The sequence below is a fragment of the Runella rosea genome (assembly GCF_003325355.1).
Lineage (GTDB): Bacteria > Bacteroidota > Bacteroidia > Cytophagales > Spirosomataceae > Runella > Runella rosea.
This window is the reverse complement of sequence record NZ_CP030850.1, coordinates 1,375,146-1,398,571: the sequence shown is the minus strand read 5'-3', so window position 1 is coordinate 1,398,571 and position 23,426 is coordinate 1,375,146. Positions and strand designations below refer to the sequence as shown.

Genomic DNA, 23,426 nt, shown 5'->3' with positions numbered 1-23,426 from the left:
TTTTGATGATACAAAGGTGCCACTCACCCACGGCAATAATTTTAACCCAAGTTAAAATCGAACTATTTACGCGAAAGTCTTTTTCGGATACGGCTCAATGAAGGGCCTTGGATGCCCAAATACGAGGAAATATGGTACAACGGCACGTTGTTGAAAATATCTGGGTGGTCGTGTATCAAATCGAGGTAACGTTGTTCGGGAGATTTGAACAAAAATCCCTCCAACCGAGTCATGGTTACATTGAAGGCTTCCTGCGCTAAAAGCCTGCCGAAGGTTTCCCATTGGTGCGATTGTCGATAAAGCGATAATAAATCAATGATGTTGATGTAAACAATCGTGGCGTCGGTTAGGGCTTGGGTGTGGTAATCGCAGGGAATTTGATTGATAAAACTCTTGAAAGTGACCAAGAAGCCATGGGAGGAATACAAAAAAACGTTTTTCTCCTCGCCCGTTTCTTCATTGACGGTATAAGAACGGAAAGTACCAGAGGTGACAAATCCCAAATCTTTACAAATGTTGCGGTGAACGTTGTAAAACTCGCCTTTTTTGTACGTTTTATGTTTCCAATACGCGGCCGACAGTTCAAAATCTTCGGCAGTCAAGCCGGCAAACTGCTGAAGGGCAAAGCTCAATTTGTCGATTTCGGTCATTGCTGTTTCTCTTTGTGAATGGGTATCACAAGATAGCAAAATACTTGCGTTTGATGTAGGTTGTGTTTTCCTAAGAATTTACATTTTTTGGAGCTTCGCTTCCACCATCGCCCGATTGAGTCCTTGCCACGTCATGGTGGATTGTGGGAGCGTGGTTTTGATGGAAAAATTTTCGTCTAAAAAGCCTATAGCACTTAGATAGCTTATAGCGGCTTGGGAGAGTGGCGTATTGGATGCGGAAACACCTAAACTGATAAATACCACACCTTGCGACGGGGCGTCTTTTGAAGGGTGAGGATAAAATTTGAGGTGGACGGGCAGTAGCTGATTTCGAAACTCCAGGATACCTTCGAGTGACAGGATGCGTTCGTCAGACTGCTGAGTGGCAGGTTGAATTTGCAACGTTCCAAGGTTTTGTAGCAAGGTGTCTTTAGAAATTCCCGTTGGGTAGTTTATATCGACCAATTCACTGCGTTGGATTTGGGCTTGTTTTATTTGCCAGGTCCCAGAAAGTTGAATCTTAACTTCTTCAATCATTCTCCTTTGTTCTTCTTGCAAAGACGGCAACTGACTCTGTTGACATAACAGGCAACAATATAAACCTGCCACTAAAATGAGGGTGCGAAGCGTCATGGGCTGAGAGGTGAAATGGTTTATGGACGTATTTTAAAGATTCTGAAAGTGAAAGTCTAATGAATTTCACACAGCGCCTAGGTAAAAAATGAGAACAAAAGCCTGAAATGCTTTTCACTGCTTTTTCAATTCATTATCGACTTTTTCCAGAAGCTTTTTGGTGTATTTTTTAGTGAAGGCAAAGGTTTGGAGAGTCGCCTGTTTATAAGTAGCATTGGTTAACAGCAAGTTTCTCAATTTTTTTTGCCTTAAGGCTTTCGCTTTTTCGGGCGCTGAAACAATATTTAATGAATCAATGACCACTGGGAAATAGAGACTCATCTCTGGGATTAATTGGGTCATGGTATGTGTTTCATCTACTTTACACCACTCAATACAATTCGGTAGTATGGAGGTATAATAGGATAAAAATAACGTTTTCAGAGAGTCATTTTGTATTAAGTCGGTATGGGCTGTTTGCCTGATTTCTTCATAGGCCATTTGATTCGGTTTGAATGTTAAATAACTGGCGGCATGGTCAATGTAAAAATTGATACTGTCGGTTATTTCGGAATCTTGTTTAAAATAAACTAATGTATGGATACTCCTCACAAACTGACTGCCATAATGTACCATACCCGTTAATTGCAGTGTATCCTGTATCAGATTGGTTCTTAAAAAAGTTAAATGCTTTCTTGCGGTTGCTTCATCCTGCCTGTTTTGCCGCCACTCGTCAAAGAAAAAGGACATGGAGATACCAATGAAGATAACCAGAACCTCTGAAATGTATTTTTCAAGGATATTTTTAAAAGGGTATTTCGTCTTTTTTTCTTCCATTTTTTTAAATGCCGTATTCGACGGATGAGTTACGGGAACGTTCTTTGGACGCTTGAAAATACTTTTTTTGTTTCGAGGCGGACTTCGGAATACATCGACCAATGGAAAGAGCTAATCAACCGATTTTCTGCGTATTATCTCGGATTGAATCGCCTTCTTGGTTTGTGAATTTTGGTAGCCGATAAAAAGAGCCACCCCAAGTAGACCAATCGTAAGGAGAAATTTACCACCAGTGGCTGACCACACCGCCACCCCAACCAGCATACCAATGCCAAATGCGGTTGGGATAGCCCCTGATTTCATTTTTTTCTCTTCTGACACTAAGTCTTCAAGTGTCATGTTGGAATAGTCCTTGTTGGAGAACATGATAATGGGTAGGTTAAGAAAATGATAAGATGAAAGGTGAGTTACTTAGCAAAAAAATGGCAACTGCCCCGTAGTTACACTGTCTGCTGCAACCTGAAAGTTGAAACAAAAACTATCCAGCTTCGCCAAATGTGTTATTATATGAAAAAATGATTTGTTGTAATGGGTTGATTTACAGGTGGTTGTTTTGCATTGGTGACGCGTTGGATGGTATCCATTATTTCCTGTGCAAGGATAGTGAGTCGTGCCTGTATTTGCAACTATTGTTATTCTTTTTTGTCAAGGGGTAAACTGCCCGGTACCGGTTACAAAAAAGCAGCCCCACCTCGCGGCAGGGCTGTTCTGGCATCTATAAAGTGTGCCAACTGTGCTTGTAAAGCCTTACGAAGAAAAATGGTATCAGCTTCGTTACCAAAAGTGGCCTTAAAGCCGTAATCCGAAAGGATTGAGATAAATATACCGTTGTCATTTGTCATATGGTAAAGCTACACAAACCCAATCAGTTTTGGAAGGCAATAAAGAGAGAGCTTATGGAGCACTTACCGTGTTGCAAACACTCTATCTATTTTTAGTACGGAGTCCTCCTTCGGAAGCCCCGCACAACGAGGGTTTTTGGAAGACTCCGAGCGACGGGGGATACATTTCAAATATTACTTAGGACAGAATCTATAATTCATTTTTTGCATTAACAAATATAAATACTACACTACTTATTTTATTTATAATACACACATCAAAGACCAAGAAAATCTCTTAGTAATCATCAAAAAAACTACTCACTAAATTGACTTTTATATTCTTCAATTAGATCATTTAATTTAGCTATTGAATCATTAGGTTCGGAAAGTAAACTTCCAAAATCATTTGCTCTCATATCTCTGGCAATAAAATGATATTTTTTCCCATCACTAAATTCAATACGTAAAATTTCTAAAAACGAAAACAGACTTGAAATACCAATATAATCTTCATACAAATAACAATTGGTATTAAAGAATCCTTTTACTTCGAATCCAGTACTAGTTAAATAAACAATATTTGTAACAACTAATTTGTACAAAAAAATACCTAAAATAAAAACTACAATAGACTGAATAATTGGTTCATTTATAGGACTCTTACTAGCGACAGTAACAAAAATCGTATAAACCATAAAAAGAAATACAAGAAAGGCGAATATTCTTACCCACCAAATTGACATAGATGCACCTTGATTTTTTAAAGCTAAAATCTTCATAAACTATTTTTGTTTTTTCAAATAAATTTTTGTACCAAATTCAGCTCCCAAATTATATCCACCCCCAACTGCACCAACTGTGCTTGTAAAGCCTTACGAAGAAAAAAATTGTATCAGCTTCGTTACCAAAAGTGGCCTTAAAGCCGTAATCCAAAAGGATTGAGATAAATATACCGTTGTGATTTGTCATATGGTAAAGCTACACAAACCCAATCAGTTTTGGAAGGCAATAAAGAGGGAGCTTATGGAGCACTTACCGTGTTGCAAACACTATGTTTATTTTGGATTCGGAGTGGCCTTCGGAACACTCCGAACAACGTAAGCTTTTACAAACAACAGCTTCTGCGAAAGGCTGAACAAAGAAGTAGAGCTCAAAGAGCACTTACCGTGTTACAAACACTATGATTATTTTTGGTTTGGAGTGGGTTTTGGAAGACGGCGAGCAACGGGGGGATACGAAGCACAAAACTTCATTTAACCACTGAACCGCCAATTTCTTGTAGGTGCTGTTATGTGCACGTGCTGTTCGTTCGTGGCGATACTGTGCGTATAAGCAAAGAAATTTATGTAGGCGATTAATAATCATTTATGGATCATTTTATTTTTCCAGTAGCCCCGCTTTTTGTGCGTAGTAAATATAACTTGAGCTATTTGCTTCAACTTGTCTATTTATTTTTTTGTAAGAAGATATTAGTGTTCCTGTTAATAGTAAAGCACCTGCCCCAAGTCCTAAAAATGGTAAACTTGCTACAACACCTGCACTTGCAAGTCCAAGTCCAGAAACTGTTCCCACAACTTCTTTCTGTTTAAAGTCAAGAAGCGAACTAAATCCATTCAAAATGAAATCAAGTTTTGAATCACCTAAAAGTTTTTTTATTTCAAGCAATTCTTTCTGAAGGTTTTCTTGGAACTGAATTAGTTTTAATTTTTTCTCGTTCTGATCTTCTGCATTTCTTAACTCTTGCTCTAATGTATCAAGAACTGCTCTGAATTGTAGCATCTCTTGCTGTCTTGCTTTTTTAAATTTAATAATGTCCTTGATGTCAGTGTCGGGTGAAGGAGTTGGTAGGCAACTTTCAAGTTGAAGTCGATAGGTTAAAACTTTTTTGTCTGCTAATTGAAATGTGAGTTTTTCAAATTCTTGTTCATCAGTTGATGGTGTAATCCAATCGCTACTTATAGAGGCTAAATAATCTGCGAGCATAGACATATAAATAATAGCTGAGTTTTTCTCCACTGTCATTACTCCATAGTTTCCTCTCTTTAGTAAATTTCTTTCGCCAAGAAAATCTACAATTTCATGCGATAACTTTTCAGCATACATTGAATAATCAGTAATTCCATTGTCTTGTCCCCAAGGGTAATCCTTTGTTACTTTTTGATATGCCTTGAATTCTTTTGATTCAATTGTATTGATAAAGTTCTCTTGAAACTTATTAAATTCTTTGTGCGATGGATTTAAATTGTTAAACACCGAAATTGGTTTATAAAACCCGTTATCATAAAGTAATTTAGTGTCATCATCAACTCTTTTATCGTTCATGTCAACAAATGGAACTATGCTCGCAACTTTGTCTGTGTAAAGTAAAGAGTTCCTTAACCAATTGCCGTCTGGAATATTTATGGCAGGATAGTAGAGTAGTATTCGTTCCATTGTCTTAGATTATTCGTTGTTTGAATTAAAGATACAGTTTGTTCGAAGCGGTTAGCATTGCACATAACGTTTTTGGGCTTTGCGATGGTGGGGCAATCGAAGCACAAATCTTCAATTTTGCACAAAAGTTGAACCGAAGAACTGCCGTTGAATTTTGCAGTTTCGCCCCACTATCGCAAAACCCTTGTTGTGCGTTCGTTTTTATTTTTTCAGCCCTATAAATTTCCAAAAGTTAAATTTAGGTTTCTCATTTTGTTTGTTTTGTTCATTGTACATTTTTTCCAAATCCAAATATGATTTTATTTCTACTTTTTGTCTGTCAGAAACTACGGTTCCGTAATGATTGCCAACATTCGAGCTGATTTTCTCAAATTTCCCAAGTGAAATCATCTTTTCATTAATTTTTAGTCCGTCTGCATAATCTTCATAAATCTCAATGGGTAGAGGTTTGTATTTAATTGTTGATTTAATATATTTCGAAAAAAAGTAAGGGTCCAAATCTCCAAACTCCTGTCCGAAAACAAGTGGGACTTCAATATATTGTCCCGTTTCAACATTGTCAAAACCGCAATGAAAACCGTGAACATAATATTTCCAATTTTCAATTTTTCCCTTTCCTCTATCTTCTCTGATTAATTGGTTAAAAGTTTCCAAAGGAAATTCCTTATTTAGCTTCAGTTCAAGTTTGTCAACTAACTTATATATTAATTCTTCCCCTAATTGTCTGTAATCCTTTGCACACTGCTCAAAAAAATCTTGATTATCTTCAATTTCTTTGTCTGTTATAAGTTTAGCGATGTTTATTTCTGGTTCAATTGTATGTATTCCAATTTGAAAATCTAAAAGTTGATTTTTTAGATTTTGTCCAATTCTTTCTCGTTGATTTTGAACTCCTCTTTCAAATACAAGTTTTAATTTCCGCTCTCGTGGAATTGCTCCAATTTGTTCAAGTGTTGGAATTTGTTCAACTGATTTTATTTTTAATATGTCTGTAGTTCTATTCAATGATGTCAGTTTTTAAAATGACGCACAACGGAGGGCAAATGGTTGCAGTCTGTTGGCTTTTGCCAAGCATATTGCACCCATTTGCTTGTTGGGCGAAGTTGATTTTTTTTGAGCCAGTTTAGTGATTCTTGCGCTTACCTTTGGTTGGCGAAGGAATCACGGCTCAAAAAAATGTAAAAAAAGACAATATATATCAAGACTCATTCGTTTGAAATTCAAGATTTTTTCTAAATCTCCTGCCATTTAGGCAAATTCTTCATTTTAGAAAATTCTTTTCTTCCTTCATAATCTTGCCTAAATAGCTGAAAATCTTGTAGATTTTTGAATTGCAAACGAATATTCCTATCTTCCATTTCGTCTTTTTTTTCAATTTCTGCCCAACATCTGTATATACGCTACTTAGCCGTTTTATATCGCTTATAACCGTTTGTCATCGGCTGTTATAGCGTATATTTCTTCTTTGTACGTGTCCATTGCGGTTGATTCAACGAAAAATCACTTCACTACAACGGCTTGATTCAAAGGTCGTATTCGTAAATTCTTACCCCTTAAAGGGATTAAGTGATTGGCTATACAAGAATATTGAATTATGCATATATCCCCAACTATTTTTATGCTTATTTATCAAGTGGTATAAAGTCAGTAATAGTCCACATAAAAAACAGCCCCACCTCGCGGCAGGGCTGTTCTGGTATCTATAAAGTGTGCCAACTGTAAACTGTTGACTGTAAACTAATTACTTCACTTCTTCAAAGTTCACAAACTCACCTTCTTCTTTGCCGTTTGCATTGGATGGCTGACCCGCGTTAGGGTCTTGCGCTCCTGGCTGGGCACCTGCGCCCTCTGCGCCAGCGGCGTAGATTTCTTGCGAGGCGGCGTTCCATGCTTCCGTGATTTTGGTCATGGCGGCATCGATGGCGGCTACGTTGCGGGTGCTGTGCGCGGTGCGAAGTTCTTCGAGCGCACCTTCGATGGCCGATTTGTTGCCTGCCGAAAGTTTGTCACCGTACTCCTTCAATTGTTTTTCAGTGCTGAAAATCATCGAATCGGCGGCGTTTACTTTCTCGATTTCTTCACGGGCGGCTTTGTCGGCGGCTTCGTTGGCTTTGGCTTCTTCTCGCATCCGCTGGATGTCGGCGTCAGACAAACCGCTGGAAGCTTCGATGCGAATCTTCTGCTCTTTGCCGGTGCCTTTGTCTTTGGCGGTTACGTTCAAGATACCGTTGGCATCTACGTCGAAAGTCACTTCAATCTGCGGTACGCCGCGCGGTGCTGGTGGAATACCGTCTAAGTGGAAACGGCCGAGGGTACGGTTTTGGGTCGCCATCGGGCGCTCTCCTTGCAACACGTGCAACTCCACCGAAGGTTGGTTGTCGGAAGCCGTCGAGAACGTTTCTGATTTCTTCGAAGGAATCGTGGTGTTGGCTTCGATGAGCTTGGTAAACACACCGCCGAGGGTTTCGATACCCAACGACAGCGGAATCACGTCAAGCAGCAACACGTCTTTCACTTCACCCGTCAATACACCACCCTGAATCGCGGCACCAATTGCCACGGCTTCGTCGGGGTTAACGCTCTTGGATGGTTTTCTGCCGAAGAATTTTTCTACTTCTTCCTGTACGCGTGGAATACGGGTCGAGCCACCTACTAATATTACTTCTTCAATTTCCGAAATCTTCAATCCTGAATTGCTCAATGCGCGCTTGCAGGGTTCCATCATGCGTTGGAACAGACGGTCGGCCAATTGTTCAAACTTCGCCTTGGTCAACGAGCGCACCAAGTGCTTAGGAATACCGTTGACGGGGAAGATATAAGGTAAGTTGATTTCTGATTGGGTCGAGCTTGAGAGTTCGATTTTGGCTTTTTCGGCGGCTTCTTTCAAGCGTTGGAGCGCCATGGCGTCCTGACGCAGGTCGATGCCTTCGTCTTTCTTGAATTCGTCGGCCAGCCAGTCGATGATTACTTGGTCAAAGTCATCACCGCCAAGGTGCGTGTCACCGTCGGTCGATTTTACTTCAAATACGCCATCACCGAGTTCGAGAATAGATACGTCAAACGTACCACCACCTAAGTCAAATACGGCAATTTTAACGTCTTTTCCTTGCTTGTCAAGGCCGTAGGCCAAGGCAGCGGCGGTGGGCTCGTTGATGATACGTTTTACATCCAGACCCGCAATGATACCCGCTTCTTTAGTCGCCTGACGTTCGGCGTCGTTGAAGTACGCAGGTACAGTAATTACGGCTTCGGTTACGGTTTGTCCGAGATAATCTTCGGCGGTTTGCTTCATTTTGGTCAAAATGTGCGCCGAGATTTGCTGCGGAGTATAGAGGTTTTCACCGATACGAACGCGGGGAGTGTTGTTGGCACCCTGCTCAACGGTGTAGGCTACGGTTTTCATTTCGCCGCTTACTTCGTTGAAGCGTTTTCCCATGAATCGTTTGATTGACGAAATGGTGTTGTTAGGATTGGTAATGGCTTGACGCTTGGCAGGAGCACCTACTTTACGTTCGCCGTTACCATTGTCCATAAAAGCGACTACAGAAGGGGTGGTACGCGCGCCCTCGCTGTTTGCGATTACGACGGGTTCGTTACCTTCCATAACAGCCACGCAAGAGTTGGTAGTACCTAAGTCAATTCCAATTATTTTTCCCATGTCTTTGTTAATTATTAAGCGGTTGGCCGCTGTTGTGAATGAATAGGAGATTGAATGTTTACTTTTTCAATCTGTACGGTCATCATTACACAATGAGCGTGCCAGCCAAAATTTGGGGCTTAAAAGTGACAATTTGGCAGAATACTTACCCAACTCATTGGCCTTTTTGCCTGATTATTGAGTCTTTTGTGATTTTATCTGAACTTCTGTTTATTACCTTTATTCATTTGTTTAATTGTGAACACAGGCCAAGGAATAGTAAGACCCAAAAACAGAATTCTGACTATTTTATGACCTAAAAAGAGCCTTTATTTGATCTTTACTTTGGTAGCCCCGTACCCAAACTTCTCTTTTTGGGCATCCTCAAAAAACTTCACGTTTTTGTGTTTGCTCATGCGGCGGTGCAGCTCAGTGCGCAGTACGCCGTTGCCTACGCCGTGAATGAACGTAATCTCATCCATGCCGCTGGCAATGGCTTTTTCGAGTTGTTGCTCAAAGGTTTTTAGTTGAATTTCAACCATTTGCGAGTTGCTCAGCGTCATAAAATCGCGGGTAAGCTTTTCAATGTGCAAATCAATGACCGCCGCTGGGCGCTCTACTTTTGTCGGAAGCGGCGCATCAGGCTCATTTTTCTCAAACATTTTTTCTTTCAGCGCCTGCGCGTTCAGCGGTTGGTCGGATTTTTCCTTTTCATCGCTGTCGAGTTGATACAGATACGCATCTTTGTCGAGGAGCGGAGCTTTGCGTTTGTTTTTGAAAAACGTGTTAGCGCGGAATTTCACCCGCTTGCTAAACGGCGCACGCTCGGGGGCAAAACCAACGGTGTAATACAGGCAATTGAACACAAAGGTGCCCCATTCGTCAAAGTCCTTGATTAATAAATCTTGCACTTTCACGCTGGTTTTGGCTTTCATCACCCCGCCCGAAAGACCGCGTTGGTGGCGCTCGGTGGGCATGGTGAGCGCGTAGGGGAGGTCCCAATCGGTATTGTTGACCAAATACAGCGCAATTTCGCGGTCGTTGAGCGGTACAAACGCCATAAAAATGCCTTTCTCGGCCTTGATTCCCGTCGGTCGTGATTCTGATGACTTTTCGACAGTCGGACTGACTTTTTGTCCGCGAAAAAACTGGCCTTCTACCGCCGACACCACCGCCAATTCACGTTTGAGGACCGGCAAGCGAAACCCTTCTTCAATTTCAATCTCCACGACATCGTTTTGCAAAAAACGCGTAATGATGCCTTCCTCTTTGGAATGGACTAATCTGACTTTATCGCCTATGTTCATTTGGGTATGGTACGTTGTCTAATTCCGTCATCGTCAATGACGGTAAAGTGAAATTCAAATGTATAAAAACCATTCTTGTCCAGCTCTAATAAGATTTGAGCGGGAGTTTCTGGCAAAAAATGGGGAAGTCTGAAGTAAATTACACCAAGCGGCCGGTAGCCTTCTTTGAAAACCAATGTTCCAAAATCGCTGTCGAAGGTAAGAACAATCCGCTCTTCATTAATAGCCCGTCCAATGACTTCAAAATCCTGAATACTTGGATTCTCTAACGAAATATGCTTGATGTCCCATCCCTGAGACGCTAATATTTTGTAAGAGGTAATTGGGAAATTTTCATCCGCGAGCCACTTCATGAAGCTTGTTTCAGAGGATAAGTCGGTAAATACAATAAGCCGTCTTTGGCCATTTGAAGCATAAAAGCATAGACCGCTAACAAAGATTCATGCGACAGACGAGGGTAATTCTCAAGAAGCATCTGCTCCGACCAACCGTCGCTTAATCGTTCAAGAATAAATTCAATGGACAGCCTGGTTCCTTTGATGACAGGTTTGCCGTTTAGAATCTGCGGGTCTGCGTGTATGTATTCTTGCCAGTTCATGGTATAGCGGGCTTTTTGCAAATTTATCTAAATTTTAAGAGATTCCTGTCATTGCACTACTGACGCAGTCGCAATGTGCCTTCTCCTTCATAGAGAACCACTTCATCCTCTAATAGTTCCCGAATGGTGTCAATGGCGGCTTGTTCGTTTTTAATGCCGAAGGATGCTACCAACTGTTGGGGCGTGAGTGGGCTTAAATTTAGCAGCCGCAAAATCTCTGCTTTGAGCTTGCCGTTTTCGGGATTGGCGGGCGTTTTTTTCTTTTTCGCCAAACAGTTATCACAAATTCCGCAACGTTCGTCGGTGTGTTCTCCAAAATACTGTTGCAACAACTGGGTGCGGCAGCGAGTGGAATGCTGCACATAATTGGCAACGGCCTCGATGCGCTCAAGGTCGGCCCTGTGTTTTTCCTGAATCGCCAAGGCATTGATGGGCATCATGTCGGCGTCGTAGCGGGGCGTCAGGAAGCTTAATTGCGGCTTGTCGCGTTGCTTTTCGTACACCAAAACACCCAAATCATGCAGGCTTTGCAGCATCTTCACCACGTCGGGTTCCATGATGTAGTGTTTTTGCCCGATGACGGTTTCGGAAATGTTGACAAACTGCGTGAAAATTTCGCCGCCGTATATTCGCAGCAGCAATTTGATAAAACTATCGTACTGCGGATATTTGAGTTGAAGGTCGTACAACGCGCGATTGTCGACCACAATGTGAATCTTTGACGAGCTGTTGTACGCGTCGCTCAATTGCAGAAAACCTTCTTCTTCAAGCAATTTGATAGCGTAATGGGTTTCGGAAGCGGGCAAGCCAAACGTTCCTGTAAAGGTCTGTAAATCAAAGTCGAAATACTCCAGTTCGCCGCCACCCACGGGCACGCGGTAAAAATTGGCCAATGCCTGATACACGCGCCTGACCAGCTCAATGGGCGGGTATTTTTGCTCTACGTTGCGTACAAGTTCGTTCAGGTCTTTGGGCGAATACAGCGCCACAGCGTAGGCTTTTTGGCCATCTCGCCCAGCGCGTCCCGCTTCTTGGTAGTAGGCTTCGAGGTTATCGGGCAGGTCGATGTGAATCACCACCCGCACGTCGGGTTTGTCGATACCCATGCCAAAGGCATTGGTGGCCACCATGACCCGCACGCGGTTGCGAATCCAAGCTTCCTGTTTTTCGCCGCGCTGTTTGGTGGGGATGCCCGCGTGGTAAAATTCCGCCCGAATGCCTTGTCGGTTCAGCCAATCCGCCACTTCTTTGGTGCGACGGCGGTTGCGCACGTAAATAATGGCCGAACCGGGCACGTTCTGCAATATTCTGACAAGGCGGGAGTCTTTGTTTTCTTCAAAAAAAGCCGAATACGAAAGATTGGAACGGGCAAACGTCGCCTGAAAAACGGCAGGTTCGCGCATTTGTAGCTTTTCGCAAATATCCAGCTTTACGGGCTCGGTGGCCGAGGCAGTGAGGGCGATGATGGGCACGTCTGGAATCAGGGCGTGAAACTCGGCAATTTGCAGGTACGAAGGTCGAAAATCGTAACCCCATTGCGAGATACAGTGCGCTTCGTCGATGGCGAGCAGGTTGATTTTCATCATCTTGGCCCGCGTCAAAAAAATATCGGCCCGGAGCCGCTCGGGCGAAACGTACAAAAACTTGGTGGTGCCGTGGATGCAGTTGTCGAGCACAATGTCGATTTCGTGCCAGTTCATGCCCGAATAAATGGCGGCGGCCATGATGTGTCGCCGCCGCAGTTGCTCCACCTGGTCTTTCATGAGGGCAATCAACGGGGTAACCACAATGCAAACGCCCTCCATGGCCAAGGCAGGAATTTGAAAACACAGCGACTTACCGCCGCCCGTGGGCAACAGGGCCAAGGTATCGCGCTTGGCCAGCACAGACTGAATGATATCTTCCTGTAAAGGCCGAAATTGGTCGTATCCCCAGTATTGTTTAAGAATCTCGTGAATCATGGACAGGTACTAATAAAGCGCAAAGGTAATGGTTGGGGAAGTAAATAAAATTTTATAATGTTGCTGAAAGTAGAGGGGGCAAGCCCTTGGCGGTGTCTATCATGCCCTTGGTGGTGTTTTCACCGCCAAGCCATACTACCGGGAGAAAATCATGCTTTGTAAAAGTTGTGGGTGAGAAACACCCACAACGGCCAAAAATGTTGCTGAACGGAAATGGGTAAGCCCTTGACGGGGTTTTCTTTCACCGCCGAGCTTTTTGATAAAGTTATGATTAGGAAATGTCCCTAATATTTGAATAAAATCGGGCATTGTAAAAAACACCCCGAGGGCAAAAAACAGCTAAAATAAATAATATACTTTTAACTCTAAATTCGTATGAAACTGATTCTTTTAATACTTTCCCTTTTATTGGTTAGTGATAGATTAATTGCACAAGGTGCCGCTGATATATATACAACCAATAATCCTGAAAGATACAACGACAGCCTTGCAAAGCAGGAAATAGAGAAAATTTATAGCATGCTTCTTTCAGGTAATAAGTTTGAGACCTTAGCCGAAAAATATTCTCAAGACCCAAGTAATTTTAATGATGGGGGTAAAATTGACTGGTGCTCATATGAAATATTAGATCCAGATTTTCAGAAAATTATCTTGGGACTTAAATTAAATGAGAGTTCAAAGCCTTTTAAAACACAATTTGGCTATCATATTGCTCAGTTATTAGATAAAAAAGGAAAGGAGGTATTGACAAGACACATTTTAATAAGAATATGGGACTAGTAGCCTTTTTGGATAAAGTTATAGTTAGGAAATACCCATAATAGTTGAAGAAAATCAGGCATCATAAAAATTGTGGGTGAAAAACACCCACAACGGCAAAAAATCGGAGAAAATCAGGCATCGTAAAAACTGTGGGTAAACACACACACAACGGCTAGAAATTATTCTTTTCTAAATCATTCACTATATTCTTGAAATCAATTGCCTGTTGTGGTAAAATAGTGACTACGATTTCCCATACCGCCCATAAATCTACACCCATATAATCGTGAATGAGTTTGTGCCGCAGGCCCGCCATTTTTCGCCAAGGGATTTGAGTGTATTGCTCACGAAAGGGGGTATCAATTTGCTTTGCGGCTTCACCGATTACCTCAAAGTATTCTTAATACAGCGTCTTGAACGAGTTTGTTGCGTAAAAAGTCATCTTCATTCATCCCTGATGTATATTCAAGAATGGATGTAATGCACTGTAAAATATGTCCAACGTAAATATGGGGTTCTTTCTTCACAGGAGAATGTGTAAATCTTTTTCAATATAAGGTCGCATGGCGGGCAGGATGGACTTTTCTGAGACCAAATCCACTTTGATGCCAAGAATGTCTGTTAAATCCATCTCAATGCCAACGAAGTCTAATAAATTGACCGTTTTTTCAAAATTGACCAAAATATCCAAATCGCTGTCCTGTCGTTGCTGGTTGCGGGCATATGATCCAAAAATACCCACCCGAGTTGGCTTGTAGGGTTTGAGATAGTCTACTATTTTCTGTTGCAGGATAGCCGAAATCATTGGTGAAATGTATTTTCAGTAAAATTAAGAAATTTGGCCCTTGGCGGTGACAACACTGCCAATTTTTTGTGTCAGCAGAATCCCCAAAAACGGCATCAATTACACCCACTCCATCCCAAACAAAGCGGCCAAATGCCCTTTTACCTTTTCTTCTACTTCAGCCATAGGGAGTTCGCGTCCGAGTTCTTGTTGCAGAGAAGTCACGGCTTTGTCGGTGATGCCGCAGGGGACGATGTGCCCAAAATACGATAAATCGGTGTTGACATTAAACGCAAAACCGTGCATCGTGACCCAGCGACTGCATTTTACGCCCATAGCGCATATCTTGCGCGGGTTTTGTAGGGTTTCAAAATCCAGCCACACGCCCGTCAGTCCATCGATGCGCCCAGCCAACAGGCCATAGTCGGCGCAGGTCAAAATGATGGCTTCTTCCAGCGTACGCATGTAGCGGTGAATATCGGTGAAGAAATTCTCTAAGTCCAGAATCGGATAGCCGACCAATTGTCCGGGGCCGTGGTAGGTAATATCACCACCGCGATTGATTTTATAGTAAGTGGCCTGTATTTCAGTCAATTGGGTTGCGTCAACCAATAAATTATCAGGATGTCCGCTTTTGCCCAGCGTGTAGACGTGCGGATGCTGGCAGAAAAGCAGGTGATTGGTGGTGCTGCGTTGTTGGTCAGCGGGAGCATTCCGATTGTGGGCTTTGATGGCTACATTTTCGGCCAAAAGCTTCTCCTGATAGTCCCAGGCCTGCTGGTAATCAATCAGGTTTAATTCCTCAAAACGGACTTTTTTGTTCAATACGGTGTTCATACATCACTAACGAAAAGGCGAAATTACCTAACTTTGTCGAGACACTTACGGCTATGTGTTAAATAACCATTCAAGTACCTGACCAACAATACGAATTTTTTATGCAGTTGGTTCGTTACTCAGAGCTTGGCTTAGTGTGTTCATAGTTAAGAAATTATTCTAATAAAAAAATACCATTTTGTCACCCTGCTAAGGGTCTTTTGAATGCGCTATTATAGCGGTGCATTTTATCTGTCATTAGATTCCTACGGAATGACAAAAAAATGGAATGACAAAAAATGCGACTGAAAAAGGAGTGATAGAAAAAAATATGATTTTAATAGCAGATAGCGGCGCGACCAAAACCGATTGGCGCATCATCAACCCACAAGGAGGAATTCAACAGGCAAAAACGATAGGATTGAGCCCTTATTACCAAACCTCGGAATCCATCGCGGCCGAATTGACCCAACACTTACTGCCTGTCGTCGAGGGTGAAGTGACCGAAATTCATTTTTACGGTACTGGTTGCGCAGGAGAAGAGCCCTGCGCCATTGTTCGACGTGGTTTGCAGGCGGTTTTTCCAACGGCCCAAACCATCGAAGTAGATAGTGATATGCTCGGCGCAGCGCGTGGGCTTTGCGGACACGAAGCGGGCATTGCCTGTATCTTGGGCACTGGCTCCAACAACTGTTTATATGATGGGCGCGACATTGCCGATAAAATCCCCTCGCTGGGCTTTTGGCTTGGCGACGAAGGCAGCGGCGGTTATTTGGGTAAAACCCTCGTAACAGCGTTTTTACAGAAAGAAATGCCCGAAGATTTGGCGGAAAAATTTGCCAAACGCTACGGGCTGAACCGTGAAATTGTGTTGGAAAATGCGTACAAAAAACCGTTTCCCAATCGCTACTTTGCTACTTTTTCTAAGTTTTTATTCGACAATCGCAGTCACCCGTTTGCGTACAAATTGGTGTATGATGCATTTATTGAGTTTTTGACAAAGTACGTCTGCAAACTTCCTGATTATCAAAAATATAAAGCTCATTTTGTGGGCTCGGTTGCTTTTTATTACAGCGATATTCTGCGCCGCGCTGCTGCCGAAAAAGGCATTGTAGTGGGGCACATTATGGAAACGCCCATTGCAGGTTTGGCGCTGTACCATCGGCCGCAATGAATTTTACAAAAGCCCGTGAATTTGGGCGTATTGAAGCAACATAATTGTTTTTCCGTCTTTGATTTCGCCCGTTTCTATCATTTGGAGCGCCTGTTGGAAGGGAAGCTCCAACACCTGAATATTTTCTTGCTCATGTTCGGCTCCGCCTCCCTCGTTGACTTTCATGTCTTTGTGGTATTCGGCGACGAAAAAGTAAAGAATTTCGGTTACGGAACCGGGCGACATGTAGGCTTCAAAAATTTTCTTCACCTGCGTAATTCGATAGCCCGTTTCTTCTTCGGTCTCCCTTCTAATACAATCTTCGGCGTTATCTTTGTCGAGCAATCCCGCGCAAGCCTCAATTAACATTCCCGTCGCGTTACCGTTGACGTAGGTTGGCATTCTGAATTGTTGGGTAAGAATTACGCTTTGGCTTTCAGAGTTGTAAAGAAGAATCACGGCGCCGTTGCCCCGGTCGTAGGCTTCCCGTGATTGTTGGGCCCATTGCCCCGCAGGATTTCGGTAGTCAAAGGTGATTTTTTTGAGTGTATACCAATTGTCTGAAAGCAGTTTTTCTTCAATGATTTTAACGTTTGGGTTATTCATGGCTGCCAAATTGATTGTTTTTGATTGAAAATGATTATTTTTGAGCAAAATAAATAGATTACGATGAGTTATCAAAGCAGAAAGCAAATCATTTTAAAAATCGTTGAAGAGAAAGGGGAGGCAGAAGTCAAGGAATTGGCCCAATTGATTGATACTTCGGAGATTACGATACGGCGCGATTTGGGGCAAATGGCGGCCGATGGCCTCATTTACCGCACCCACGGCGGAGCCATGAAATTGAGTCTGGTGAACCCACCGGTCAGTTTTGCGCAAAAATCAGGGGTCAATGCCGAAAAAAAGGAGCATATCTGTCGTTTGGCAGCGGCTGAAATCAACGACGGAGACGTGATTTTTATGGATTGTGGCAGCACCGTTTTTCGACTTTGCCCGTTCATCAAAAACAAAAAAATAAAGGTCATTACCAATTCTCTGCCCGTAGTGTATGAGCTGATGAATACGGAAGTTTCCATCAATTTGATTGGTGGAGAATTGGACAATGAGCGTCAGGCGGTTCATGGAATCATTGCCACCCAACACATTCAACGGTACCGTGCCAACAAAGCCTTTCTGGGAGTAGATGGCATTTCAGCCGAAAACGGCTTGAGCGCAGGAAGCGAAAAAGAAGCTGAAATGACCAAAGCAATGGCCGCCCAGGCCCATGTAACTTACGTGTTGTGTGATTCTTCCAAGTTAGGCAGAAACCAATACCTGACATTTGCACCGCTTCAATTGGTGGATGTATTGGTGACCGATGAGCAGGCAGAAGACAAAATAGACGGATTTAAAAACGCGGGTTTGCGGGTTTTAAATCAATAAATAACGGCTAAAAATTCTTTATTTATTCCCTTTAAAAACAAAAAAAGTCGAGGACGGCAGTTGCTGTCCCCGACTTGCGCGTGTGCGTTCCTCAAATAATAAAGGCAAACATGCCCTGTAAGTCTAAGCTCCCTCAGCCTTACAAAATGTACGTACGGAAAAAATCACTTTTGGGTTGCGCTTTTCTGAGAAATTTCTGTAAAATCCTTGGAAGGGATATAAAAAATGAGAAAATTAGTTTTTACCTTTGTCTCGCTATTGGAAGTTTCTCTGTTTCTCTCGACCGCATTGCTGCGTACTTGTCATCTGTCGGACGGAGTTTAGATCGAAGGCCGTCCGTAGCGCACCAAACGTTTTTACTGATCAAACAAATGAACATTTATGTAGCAAACGTCCCGTTCAAGGCGAACGATGACGAATTACGCGAATTATTCGAGGAATTTGGCGAGGTATCTTCTGCCCGCATTATCATGGACAAGTTTACGGGTAAGAGCCGGGGTTTCGCTTTTGTCGAAATGCCTAATGACGACGAGGCTAAGCAAGCCATTTCACAGTTGAATGAATTTGATTTTATGGGTAAAGTGCTCGTTGTAAACGAAGCACGTCCCCGTGAAGATCGCCCACGCACTGGTGGCGGCGGCGGTTTTGGCGGCGGCGGTAACCGCGGTGGCAGTGGCGGCGGCGGAAGCCGTGGCGGCTATGGCGGCGGCGGTGGTGGCCGTGACAACGATTTCAAGAAACGTTGGTAATAATAACTACATGATTTCTGTAGGGAGCCGATTCGAAAGAATCGGCTTTTTTTATTCGTTTTAGAGGGGTGAATGATAAGCATGGTTTTGCTACATCGCCCTTGTCGCGCTTCGCTTCTTAAAATTGATTCAGTAAAAATTGTTCAATTTATTCTTGTAAAGTCAATAGCAAGGTTAGCTACCAAAAAACACCTTTCTAATGACTCGTTTTAACTTCGAAGCTAAATTATACAAGGCATTCAAAGCGTGCTCGGGTGGGGCTATATGTATCGGCTTGGCAGGGGCTTTGAGTTTATTTGCCCTGTTGTCGACCCAACAAAAGGAGGGACCTTCGCCCGCTAAAACACCTGCCGAAGAAAAATTGACCTTTCAGCTCGAACCAGGGTTTAAAATACAATTAGTGGCTTCCGAACCAATGATTCAGGCACCAGTAGTGGTTACGTTTGATGAAGACGGACGGCTTTGGGTGGTTGAAATGAGGGGTTTTATGCCCACCATCGACGGTGAAGGGGAGGAAAAGCGCGTAGGGCGGATTTCGGTGCTAGAAGATAAAAACGGCGACGGAACGATGGACCACAGTACCATTTTTTTGGATGGATTGGTGATGCCCCGCGCCATTGCGCTGGTCAAAGGTGGGGCGCTTGTGGCCGCCAATAATTCCCTGTGGTTGGCACAAGACTTGGACGGAAATCTAAAAGCCGAATCTAAAATACTCCTTGATTCTACCTACGCCCGTAATGGCTTGCCCGAACATACAGACAATGGTCTGATGCTCAACACTGACAACTGGATTTACAACGCCAAATCGCGCTTACGGTATCGGCTTGAAGGCGGAAAATGGCGCCGCGACAGCACCGAGTTTCGGGGGCAATGGGGCATGAGTCACGATGACGAAGGACGTCTTTATTACAACTATAACTGGTCGCAGTTGCACGGGGATTTGGTACCGCCCAATTACCTTTCGCGCAATAAAAATCACACGCCTACTACGGGTATCGATCATGGTTTTACGATTGACCGCCGGATTTATCCGATACGGCCCAATCCCGCCGTCAATCGGGGGTATATTCCTGGAACATTGGATGCTTCGGGACGCTTGCTGGAGTTTACGGCCGCGTGTTCTCCGTTGGTGCTGAGGGGCGGTGTTTTCCCAAAAGAATACAACGGAAACGTATTTGTGTGTGAGCCTGCAGGAAATCTCATCAAACGTAATGCGGTAGACAAAACGGGTTTTATGGTATCGGCCCGCGACCCGCACCCGGGTAAAGAATTTCTGGCTTCGACCGACGAACGTTTCCGTCCAGTAGCTTTGACTACTGGACCTGACGGAGCCTTGTACGTAGCTGATATGTACCGTGGACTCATTCAGCACGGGGCCTACGTAACTCCCTATTTAAAACAGCAAACGCTCAACCGAAAATTGATGCAACCCATTAATCGGGGACGTATTTGGCGGATCGTTCCGACCGATTGGAAGCCGTCCAAACCGCGTAAGTTATCGAAGACATCTTCGGCGGAGTTGGTGGCGGCCCTGTCGCATACCGACGGGTGGCAACGAGACATGGCGCAACGTTTGCTCGTTGAGCGAAATGATAAACAAAGCATTCCGTTATTGACTGATTTGGTGCTAAACGGAGCCAATCAATTAGGTCGTTTTCATGCTTTATGGACGCTCGAAGGCCTGCATTCAACCTCAGAAGCTCTTCTTTTTACATTATTAACGGATAAAAATCCCCTTATCAGCGCCAACGCGTTGCGTTTATTGGAACCTTTTGCCATAAAAGATGCGGCGGTGCGCGTGAGATTAGCGCAAGCTCTCGGGCAGATAGGAGAGAAAGTCGCTCCCGAACAGGTACTTCAAATGGCCCTTTCGGCCTACGTCCTTGAACCAAATGATGCTCAATCGTTATTGGCGAAAATATTAGCACAAAATATCACTTTTCCGTTGATGCGTGATGCCGTCATGAGCAGTTTGTACAATCGTGAGTTTAACTTTTTAGCATCGTTGTTGACATCACCTCAATGGCAAACGTCTCAACCAGAAAAAGAAATATTTCTAGAAATGCTGACGACGGCCGTTGTTCGTAAACGGAATACCAAGGAAATGTCGGCGTTGTTAGCAATGTTGGATGTCGATAAAGCGTCTTTTGGTTGGCAGCAGAAAGCCATGCTTACCGCGATGTCTATTCAGGGGAAAAACCGCAAGCTTAAACCCATTCAACTTTCGTCGGCCCCTGCGTTGTTTGCTCGTACCGACTGGGAGCCTCTCCAAAAAACGCGACTGCAAACCGCTTCGGCGTTGTTTGAATGGCCGGGCCACGTAGCTCAGGCGAGCCAAGTGCAGCAGCCTTTATTGAATGATGAACAGCAGCAACAGTTTGCGCTGGGGCGTCAACATTATCTTACTACTTGCGCGGGTTGCCACGGGAGTGACGGGGCAGGACTTAGTCGTTTTGGGCCACCCTTGGTAGAATCTTCGTGGGTGTTGGGCGATGAAAAACGACTGGCGCTCATTGTATTGCACGGCATGGAAGGCCCGCTTGATGTGGCAGGGAAGCTGTACGATGTTCCTGATATTCTGCCTGTTATGCCTTCGCATTCTACCATGGACGATGGGGCTATCATGGCTATTTTGATGTATATCCGCAACGAATGGGGTAACAATGCAGGGCCAGTAAGCAAGGGAATTGTTGGTAAAACCAGACATACTTCGCAGGGAAGAGTAGTGCCTTGGACGGCCAAAGAATTGAATCAGTATGTGGTTGATACGAAGTAGGAGGAGCGAGGAGTCAGAAGCGAGGAGCGAGTAGTTGAGATGGGAAAAGGAGGTAAGAGGTAAGAATTTTGAATGATGCCCGTGATGAATGGATTTACAAAAACATACGCACTCGCCATTCGAGTCATTTACAAATCGTAATCAATAACAATGAAAAGACGCCAATTTATACAGAACACTGCCTTGGGTTTCACGGCGCTTTCGTTGCCTGAATTTCCTTTGTCGATGGCCTCCACCCGTATGGGCATCGTGGTACATTCGTACGCGAGTAGATGGAACTCAAAGGTCCAAAGTACTAAATACCCCGGGTTTCAAAACGCCGTTGATTTGCTGGAACATTGTCACCAAATAGGCGCAGGGGGCATACAGGTGGTAGTGAAAGATTGGAGTCTTGATTTTGCCCAAAAGGTACGCGACCGAAGGGAGAAGTTAGGACTTTACGTAGAAGGCTCCATTGGTTTGCCCAAAAAGCCAGAAGATGTTGCTGCGTTTGAGAATGAAGTTAAAAATGCCCGTGAAGCGGGTGCCCAAATCCTGCGGACGGTCTGTTCGGGTGGGCGGCGCTATGAGGTGTTTCATTCGGCGGCGGCCTTTCAAGATTTTAAGAAAAGCTCGTTGGTTTCTCTGCAATTGGCCGAGCCGATTCTCCGCAAATACAAAGTCAAATTAGCGGTCGAAAACCACAAAGATTGGCGGGCGAAAGAATTGGTGGCGGCGTTGAAGCAAATCAACAGCGAATGGATTGGCGCAACCTTAGATTTTGGAAACAATATTGCCTTGTTGGAAGACCCTACCGACGTAGTGCAGGCGTTGGCCCCGTATCTTGTCAGTACGCACATCAAAGACATGGCCGTGGAAGAATACGCCGAAGGATTTTTATTGTCGGAAGTACCGCTGGGGAAAGGAATATTGGATTTGCCCAAACTGGTGGGCATTTGTCAACAACACAACCCCAATGTCACGTTCAGTTTAGAAATGATTACCCGCGACCCGCTGATGATTCCGTGTTTGAATTCGGACTATTGGGCCACGTTCGACGGTATTTCGGGGGCTGAATTTGCCCAAACGCTTCAGATGGTCAAAAAAAACAAGTACGCTTTGGCGCTACCGAGGGTGTCACAGTTAACACCCGAGGAGCGGTTAGCGGTGGAAGAAAATAATATATTGGAAAGTTTGAAATACAGTAAAGAAAAATTAGGCCTTAAATAACCAATAAAATTACCTCTGAATTGCACCCAAATGGATAGAGAAAAATTCCCCGGAATCAAACAATTTGACCTGACAGGAAAGGCCGCCATCATTACCGGAGGTTCAAAAGGACTTGGACAAGCAATGGCCGCTGGGCTCGCCTCGGCGGGAGCCAACGTAATGATTGTCAACCGAAATGCAGAAGAAGGTGCTCAAACAGCACGTGAAATTAGCCAAGAGTTTGGCGTCAAAGCCCTCTCTTTCAGTGCGGATACGACCGATTTGGCCCAAACCGAAGCCATGGCCAAAACGGCCATGGACGCCTTTGGTCGCATTGATATTTTAATCAACAGTGCAGGCATCAATATTAGGGGAGCCATTGACGAAGTAACGCCCGAAGATTTTAAAAAAGTAATGGATGTCAACGTCAACGGTACGTGGCTTTGCTCACGGGCGGTGGTTCCCTATATGAAGGAAGCCAAGCGCGGAAGCATCATCAACATGGCCAGCACACTTGGGTTGGTGGGCTTGGCCAATCGTACGCCTTACACGGCAAGCAAAGGCGCGGTGGTACAAATGACCCGGGCGCTTGCGTTGGAGTTGGCACCTTTCAATATCAACGTAAATGCCATTTGTCCGGGGCCTTTTTTGACCGAAATGAATGTCCCGATTGCGGATACTGAGGAGTCTAAAAAATTTGTGGTGGGCGCAACGGCCTTGGGGCGTTGGGGGCTACTCCGTGAGATTCAGGGGGCGGCCATTTTTCTCGCCAGCGATGCCGCCACTTATATGGTAGGCTCAATGCTTACCGTGGATGGCGGTTGGACGGCACGGTAAATGAAAAGTTACTCTCTTTCAATCACAGAAAGAGAGCACTTTTTAACGTTTGATGATGCGTTTATGAATGGCGGGAACCT

At 44.0% G+C, this 23,426-nt stretch carries 23 protein-coding genes and 1 pseudogene; 7 read left to right on the top strand and 17 right to left on the bottom strand.

All coding sequences use genetic code 11. The features are described from left to right. Positions 1 to 62: 62 nt before the first annotated feature. The 13 genes and pseudogenes from DR864_RS05950 to DR864_RS05885 form a co-directional block, all read right to left on the bottom strand. Entirely contained in the window at positions 63 to 650 is a 588-nt protein-coding gene (locus DR864_RS05950; protein ID WP_114066091.1) for a Crp/Fnr family transcriptional regulator, read from the bottom strand. Between the two features lie 78 nt (positions 651 to 728). Continuing rightward, the gene (locus DR864_RS05945) at positions 729 to 1,283 is read right to left on the bottom strand and encodes a hypothetical protein (RefSeq protein WP_162793572.1); all 555 of its coding nucleotides are present in this window, start codon (positions 1,281 to 1,283) and stop codon (positions 729 to 731) included. Positions 1,284 to 1,397: 114 nt separating this feature from the next. After that, positions 1,398 to 2,099 carry a hypothetical protein gene (locus DR864_RS05940; RefSeq protein ID WP_114066089.1) on the bottom strand — a complete coding sequence of 234 codons (702 nt, stop codon included), beginning with the start codon at positions 2,097 to 2,099 and terminating at the stop codon, positions 1,398 to 1,400. Between the two features lie 111 nt (positions 2,100 to 2,210). Then, the gene (locus tag DR864_RS05935) at positions 2,211 to 2,465 is read right to left on the bottom strand and encodes a hypothetical protein (RefSeq protein WP_114066088.1); all 255 of its coding nucleotides are present in this window, start codon (positions 2,463 to 2,465) and stop codon (positions 2,211 to 2,213) included. A gap of 368 nt (positions 2,466 to 2,833) precedes the next feature. Then, a pseudogene (locus DR864_RS30615) lies at positions 2,834 to 2,941 on the bottom strand (Rpn family recombination-promoting nuclease/putative transposase); the annotation flags it as partial. 296 nt (positions 2,942 to 3,237) lie between these two features. After that, positions 3,238 to 3,702, bottom strand: coding sequence for a hypothetical protein (locus tag DR864_RS05930; RefSeq protein WP_114066087.1), 465 nt, complete (start codon positions 3,700 to 3,702; stop codon positions 3,238 to 3,240). 598 nt (positions 3,703 to 4,300) lie between these two features. Next, positions 4,301 to 5,356, bottom strand: coding sequence for a DUF6236 family protein (locus DR864_RS05925; RefSeq protein WP_114066086.1), 1,056 nt, complete (start codon positions 5,354 to 5,356; stop codon positions 4,301 to 4,303). A 201-nt stretch (positions 5,357 to 5,557) separates the two neighbouring features. Next, positions 5,558 to 6,361: a DUF6896 domain-containing protein gene (locus DR864_RS05915; protein ID WP_205319207.1), complete on the bottom strand. Its 804-nt coding sequence runs from the start codon at positions 6,359 to 6,361 to the stop codon at positions 5,558 to 5,560. A gap of 736 nt (positions 6,362 to 7,097) precedes the next feature. Next, positions 7,098 to 9,014 (bottom strand): molecular chaperone DnaK, encoded by a 1,917-nt coding sequence (gene dnaK / locus DR864_RS05910; protein ID WP_114066084.1) that lies wholly within the window; start codon positions 9,012 to 9,014, stop codon positions 7,098 to 7,100. A 308-nt stretch (positions 9,015 to 9,322) separates the two neighbouring features. Then, the gene (locus tag DR864_RS05900) at positions 9,323 to 10,300 is read right to left on the bottom strand and encodes a Smr/MutS family protein (protein WP_114066082.1); all 978 of its coding nucleotides are present in this window, start codon (positions 10,298 to 10,300) and stop codon (positions 9,323 to 9,325) included. Further along, positions 10,297 to 10,653: a DUF5615 family PIN-like protein gene (locus DR864_RS05895; protein WP_114066081.1), complete on the bottom strand. Its 357-nt coding sequence runs from the start codon at positions 10,651 to 10,653 to the stop codon at positions 10,297 to 10,299. Before DR864_RS05895 ends, DR864_RS05900 begins: the two co-directional genes overlap by 4 nt. Further along, on the bottom strand, positions 10,650 to 10,898 hold the full coding sequence (locus tag DR864_RS05890) for a DUF433 domain-containing protein (protein ID WP_114070173.1): 249 nt from the start codon (positions 10,896 to 10,898) through the stop codon (positions 10,650 to 10,652). The genes DR864_RS05895 and DR864_RS05890 overlap by 4 nt, the downstream gene beginning before the upstream one ends. A 56-nt stretch (positions 10,899 to 10,954) precedes the next feature. Further along, entirely contained in the window at positions 10,955 to 12,859 is a 1,905-nt protein-coding gene (locus DR864_RS05885) for a RecQ family ATP-dependent DNA helicase (protein ID WP_114066080.1), read from the bottom strand. 375 nt (positions 12,860 to 13,234) lie between these two features. Here DR864_RS05885 and DR864_RS05880 point away from each other — a divergent pair, with 375 nt between their 5' ends. Continuing rightward, entirely contained in the window at positions 13,235 to 13,639 is a 405-nt protein-coding gene (locus tag DR864_RS05880) for a peptidylprolyl isomerase (protein ID WP_114066079.1), read from the top strand. A gap of 154 nt (positions 13,640 to 13,793) precedes the next feature. On the opposite strand, the gene DR864_RS30525 is transcribed toward DR864_RS05880, so the two are convergent. The 3 genes from DR864_RS30525 to lipB all read right to left on the bottom strand — a co-directional run bounded on the left by DR864_RS30525 (position 13,794) and on the right by lipB (position 15,242). Next, positions 13,794 to 14,006 carry a HepT-like ribonuclease domain-containing protein gene (locus DR864_RS30525; RefSeq protein WP_114066078.1) on the bottom strand — a complete coding sequence of 71 codons (213 nt, stop codon included), beginning with the start codon at positions 14,004 to 14,006 and terminating at the stop codon, positions 13,794 to 13,796. 138 nt (positions 14,007 to 14,144) lie between these two features. Then, positions 14,145 to 14,426 (bottom strand): nucleotidyltransferase family protein, encoded by a 282-nt coding sequence (locus DR864_RS05870; RefSeq protein WP_114066077.1) that lies wholly within the window; start codon positions 14,424 to 14,426, stop codon positions 14,145 to 14,147. Positions 14,427 to 14,525: 99 nt separating this feature from the next. Beyond that, a complete protein-coding gene (lipB, locus tag DR864_RS05865) occupies positions 14,526 to 15,242 on the bottom strand; it encodes a lipoyl(octanoyl) transferase LipB (protein WP_114066076.1) in 717 nt (238 codons plus the stop codon). 310 nt (positions 15,243 to 15,552) lie between these two features. On the opposite strand from lipB, the gene DR864_RS05860 reads away from it, so the two are divergent. After that, entirely contained in the window at positions 15,553 to 16,395 is an 843-nt protein-coding gene (locus DR864_RS05860; RefSeq protein WP_114070172.1) for an N-acetylglucosamine kinase, read from the top strand. Positions 16,396 to 16,398: 3 nt separating this feature from the next. On the opposite strand, the gene nudK is transcribed toward DR864_RS05860, so the two are convergent. After that, positions 16,399 to 16,980, bottom strand: a complete 582-nt coding sequence (nudK, locus tag DR864_RS05855; RefSeq protein ID WP_114070171.1) for a GDP-mannose pyrophosphatase NudK — start codon at positions 16,978 to 16,980, stop codon at positions 16,399 to 16,401. A 63-nt stretch (positions 16,981 to 17,043) separates the two neighbouring features. Between nudK and DR864_RS05850 the strand changes: the two genes are divergently transcribed. From DR864_RS05850 to DR864_RS05825, 5 genes are all read left to right on the top strand, one after another. After that, positions 17,044 to 17,796, top strand: coding sequence for a DeoR/GlpR family DNA-binding transcription regulator (locus DR864_RS05850; protein WP_114066075.1), 753 nt, complete (start codon positions 17,044 to 17,046; stop codon positions 17,794 to 17,796). A 110-nt stretch (positions 17,797 to 17,906) separates the two neighbouring features. Next, positions 17,907 to 18,545, top strand: a complete 639-nt coding sequence (rbp, locus tag DR864_RS30170) for an RNA-binding regulator (RefSeq protein ID WP_229599530.1) — start codon at positions 17,907 to 17,909, stop codon at positions 18,543 to 18,545. A 199-nt stretch (positions 18,546 to 18,744) separates the two neighbouring features. Beyond that, positions 18,745 to 21,321, top strand: coding sequence for a DUF7133 domain-containing protein (locus DR864_RS05835; protein WP_114066072.1), 2,577 nt, complete (start codon positions 18,745 to 18,747; stop codon positions 21,319 to 21,321). A 150-nt stretch (positions 21,322 to 21,471) separates the two neighbouring features. Then, positions 21,472 to 22,530 (top strand): sugar phosphate isomerase/epimerase family protein, encoded by a 1,059-nt coding sequence (locus DR864_RS05830; protein ID WP_114066071.1) that lies wholly within the window; start codon positions 21,472 to 21,474, stop codon positions 22,528 to 22,530. Between the two features lie 30 nt (positions 22,531 to 22,560). Next, positions 22,561 to 23,346 carry an SDR family NAD(P)-dependent oxidoreductase gene (locus tag DR864_RS05825; RefSeq protein WP_114066070.1) on the top strand — a complete coding sequence of 262 codons (786 nt, stop codon included), beginning with the start codon at positions 22,561 to 22,563 and terminating at the stop codon, positions 23,344 to 23,346. The last annotated feature ends 80 nt before the right edge of the window (positions 23,347 to 23,426 follow it).

Excerpts from the sequence above, each read along its gene's own strand:
- DR864_RS05870 (WP_114066077.1), bottom strand. The coding sequence starts at position 14,426 with ATGATTTCGGCTATCCTGCAACAGAAAATAGTAGACTATCTCAAACCC.
- DR864_RS05895 (WP_114066081.1), bottom strand. The coding sequence starts at position 10,653 with ATGAAGTGGCTCGCGGATGAAAATTTCCCAATTACCTCTTACAAAATA.
- DR864_RS05945 (WP_162793572.1), bottom strand. The coding sequence starts at position 1,283 with ATGACGCTTCGCACCCTCATTTTAGTGGCAGGTTTATATTGTTGCCTG.
- DR864_RS05950 (WP_114066091.1), bottom strand. The coding sequence starts at position 650 with ATGACCGAAATCGACAAATTGAGCTTTGCCCTTCAGCAGTTTGCCGGC.
- dnaK (WP_114066084.1), bottom strand. The coding sequence starts at position 9,014 with ATGGGAAAAATAATTGGAATTGACTTAGGTACTACCAACTCTTGCGTG.
- rbp (WP_229599530.1), top strand. The coding sequence starts at position 17,907 with ATGCCCTGTAAGTCTAAGCTCCCTCAGCCTTACAAAATGTACGTACGG.
- DR864_RS05900 (WP_114066082.1), bottom strand. The coding sequence starts at position 10,300 with ATGAACATAGGCGATAAAGTCAGATTAGTCCATTCCAAAGAGGAAGGC.
- lipB (WP_114066076.1), bottom strand. The coding sequence starts at position 15,242 with ATGAACACCGTATTGAACAAAAAAGTCCGTTTTGAGGAATTAAACCTG.
- DR864_RS05925 (WP_114066086.1), bottom strand. The coding sequence starts at position 5,356 with ATGGAACGAATACTACTCTACTATCCTGCCATAAATATTCCAGACGGC.
- DR864_RS05825 (WP_114066070.1), top strand. The coding sequence starts at position 22,561 with ATGGATAGAGAAAAATTCCCCGGAATCAAACAATTTGACCTGACAGGA.
- DR864_RS05890 (WP_114070173.1), bottom strand. The coding sequence starts at position 10,898 with ATGAACTGGCAAGAATACATACACGCAGACCCGCAGATTCTAAACGGC.
- nudK (WP_114070171.1), bottom strand. The coding sequence starts at position 16,980 with ATGAATAACCCAAACGTTAAAATCATTGAAGAAAAACTGCTTTCAGAC.
- DR864_RS05860 (WP_114070172.1), top strand. The coding sequence starts at position 15,553 with ATGATTTTAATAGCAGATAGCGGCGCGACCAAAACCGATTGGCGCATC.
- DR864_RS05885 (WP_114066080.1), bottom strand. The coding sequence starts at position 12,859 with ATGATTCACGAGATTCTTAAACAATACTGGGGATACGACCAATTTCGG.
- DR864_RS05940 (WP_114066089.1), bottom strand. The coding sequence starts at position 2,099 with ATGGAAGAAAAAAAGACGAAATACCCTTTTAAAAATATCCTTGAAAAA.
- DR864_RS05835 (WP_114066072.1), top strand. The coding sequence starts at position 18,745 with ATGACTCGTTTTAACTTCGAAGCTAAATTATACAAGGCATTCAAAGCG.
- DR864_RS05830 (WP_114066071.1), top strand. The coding sequence starts at position 21,472 with ATGAAAAGACGCCAATTTATACAGAACACTGCCTTGGGTTTCACGGCG.
- DR864_RS05935 (WP_114066088.1), bottom strand. The coding sequence starts at position 2,465 with ATGTTCTCCAACAAGGACTATTCCAACATGACACTTGAAGACTTAGTG.
- DR864_RS05880 (WP_114066079.1), top strand. The coding sequence starts at position 13,235 with ATGAAACTGATTCTTTTAATACTTTCCCTTTTATTGGTTAGTGATAGA.
- DR864_RS05850 (WP_114066075.1), top strand. The coding sequence starts at position 17,044 with ATGAGTTATCAAAGCAGAAAGCAAATCATTTTAAAAATCGTTGAAGAG.
- DR864_RS05930 (WP_114066087.1), bottom strand. The coding sequence starts at position 3,702 with ATGAAGATTTTAGCTTTAAAAAATCAAGGTGCATCTATGTCAATTTGG.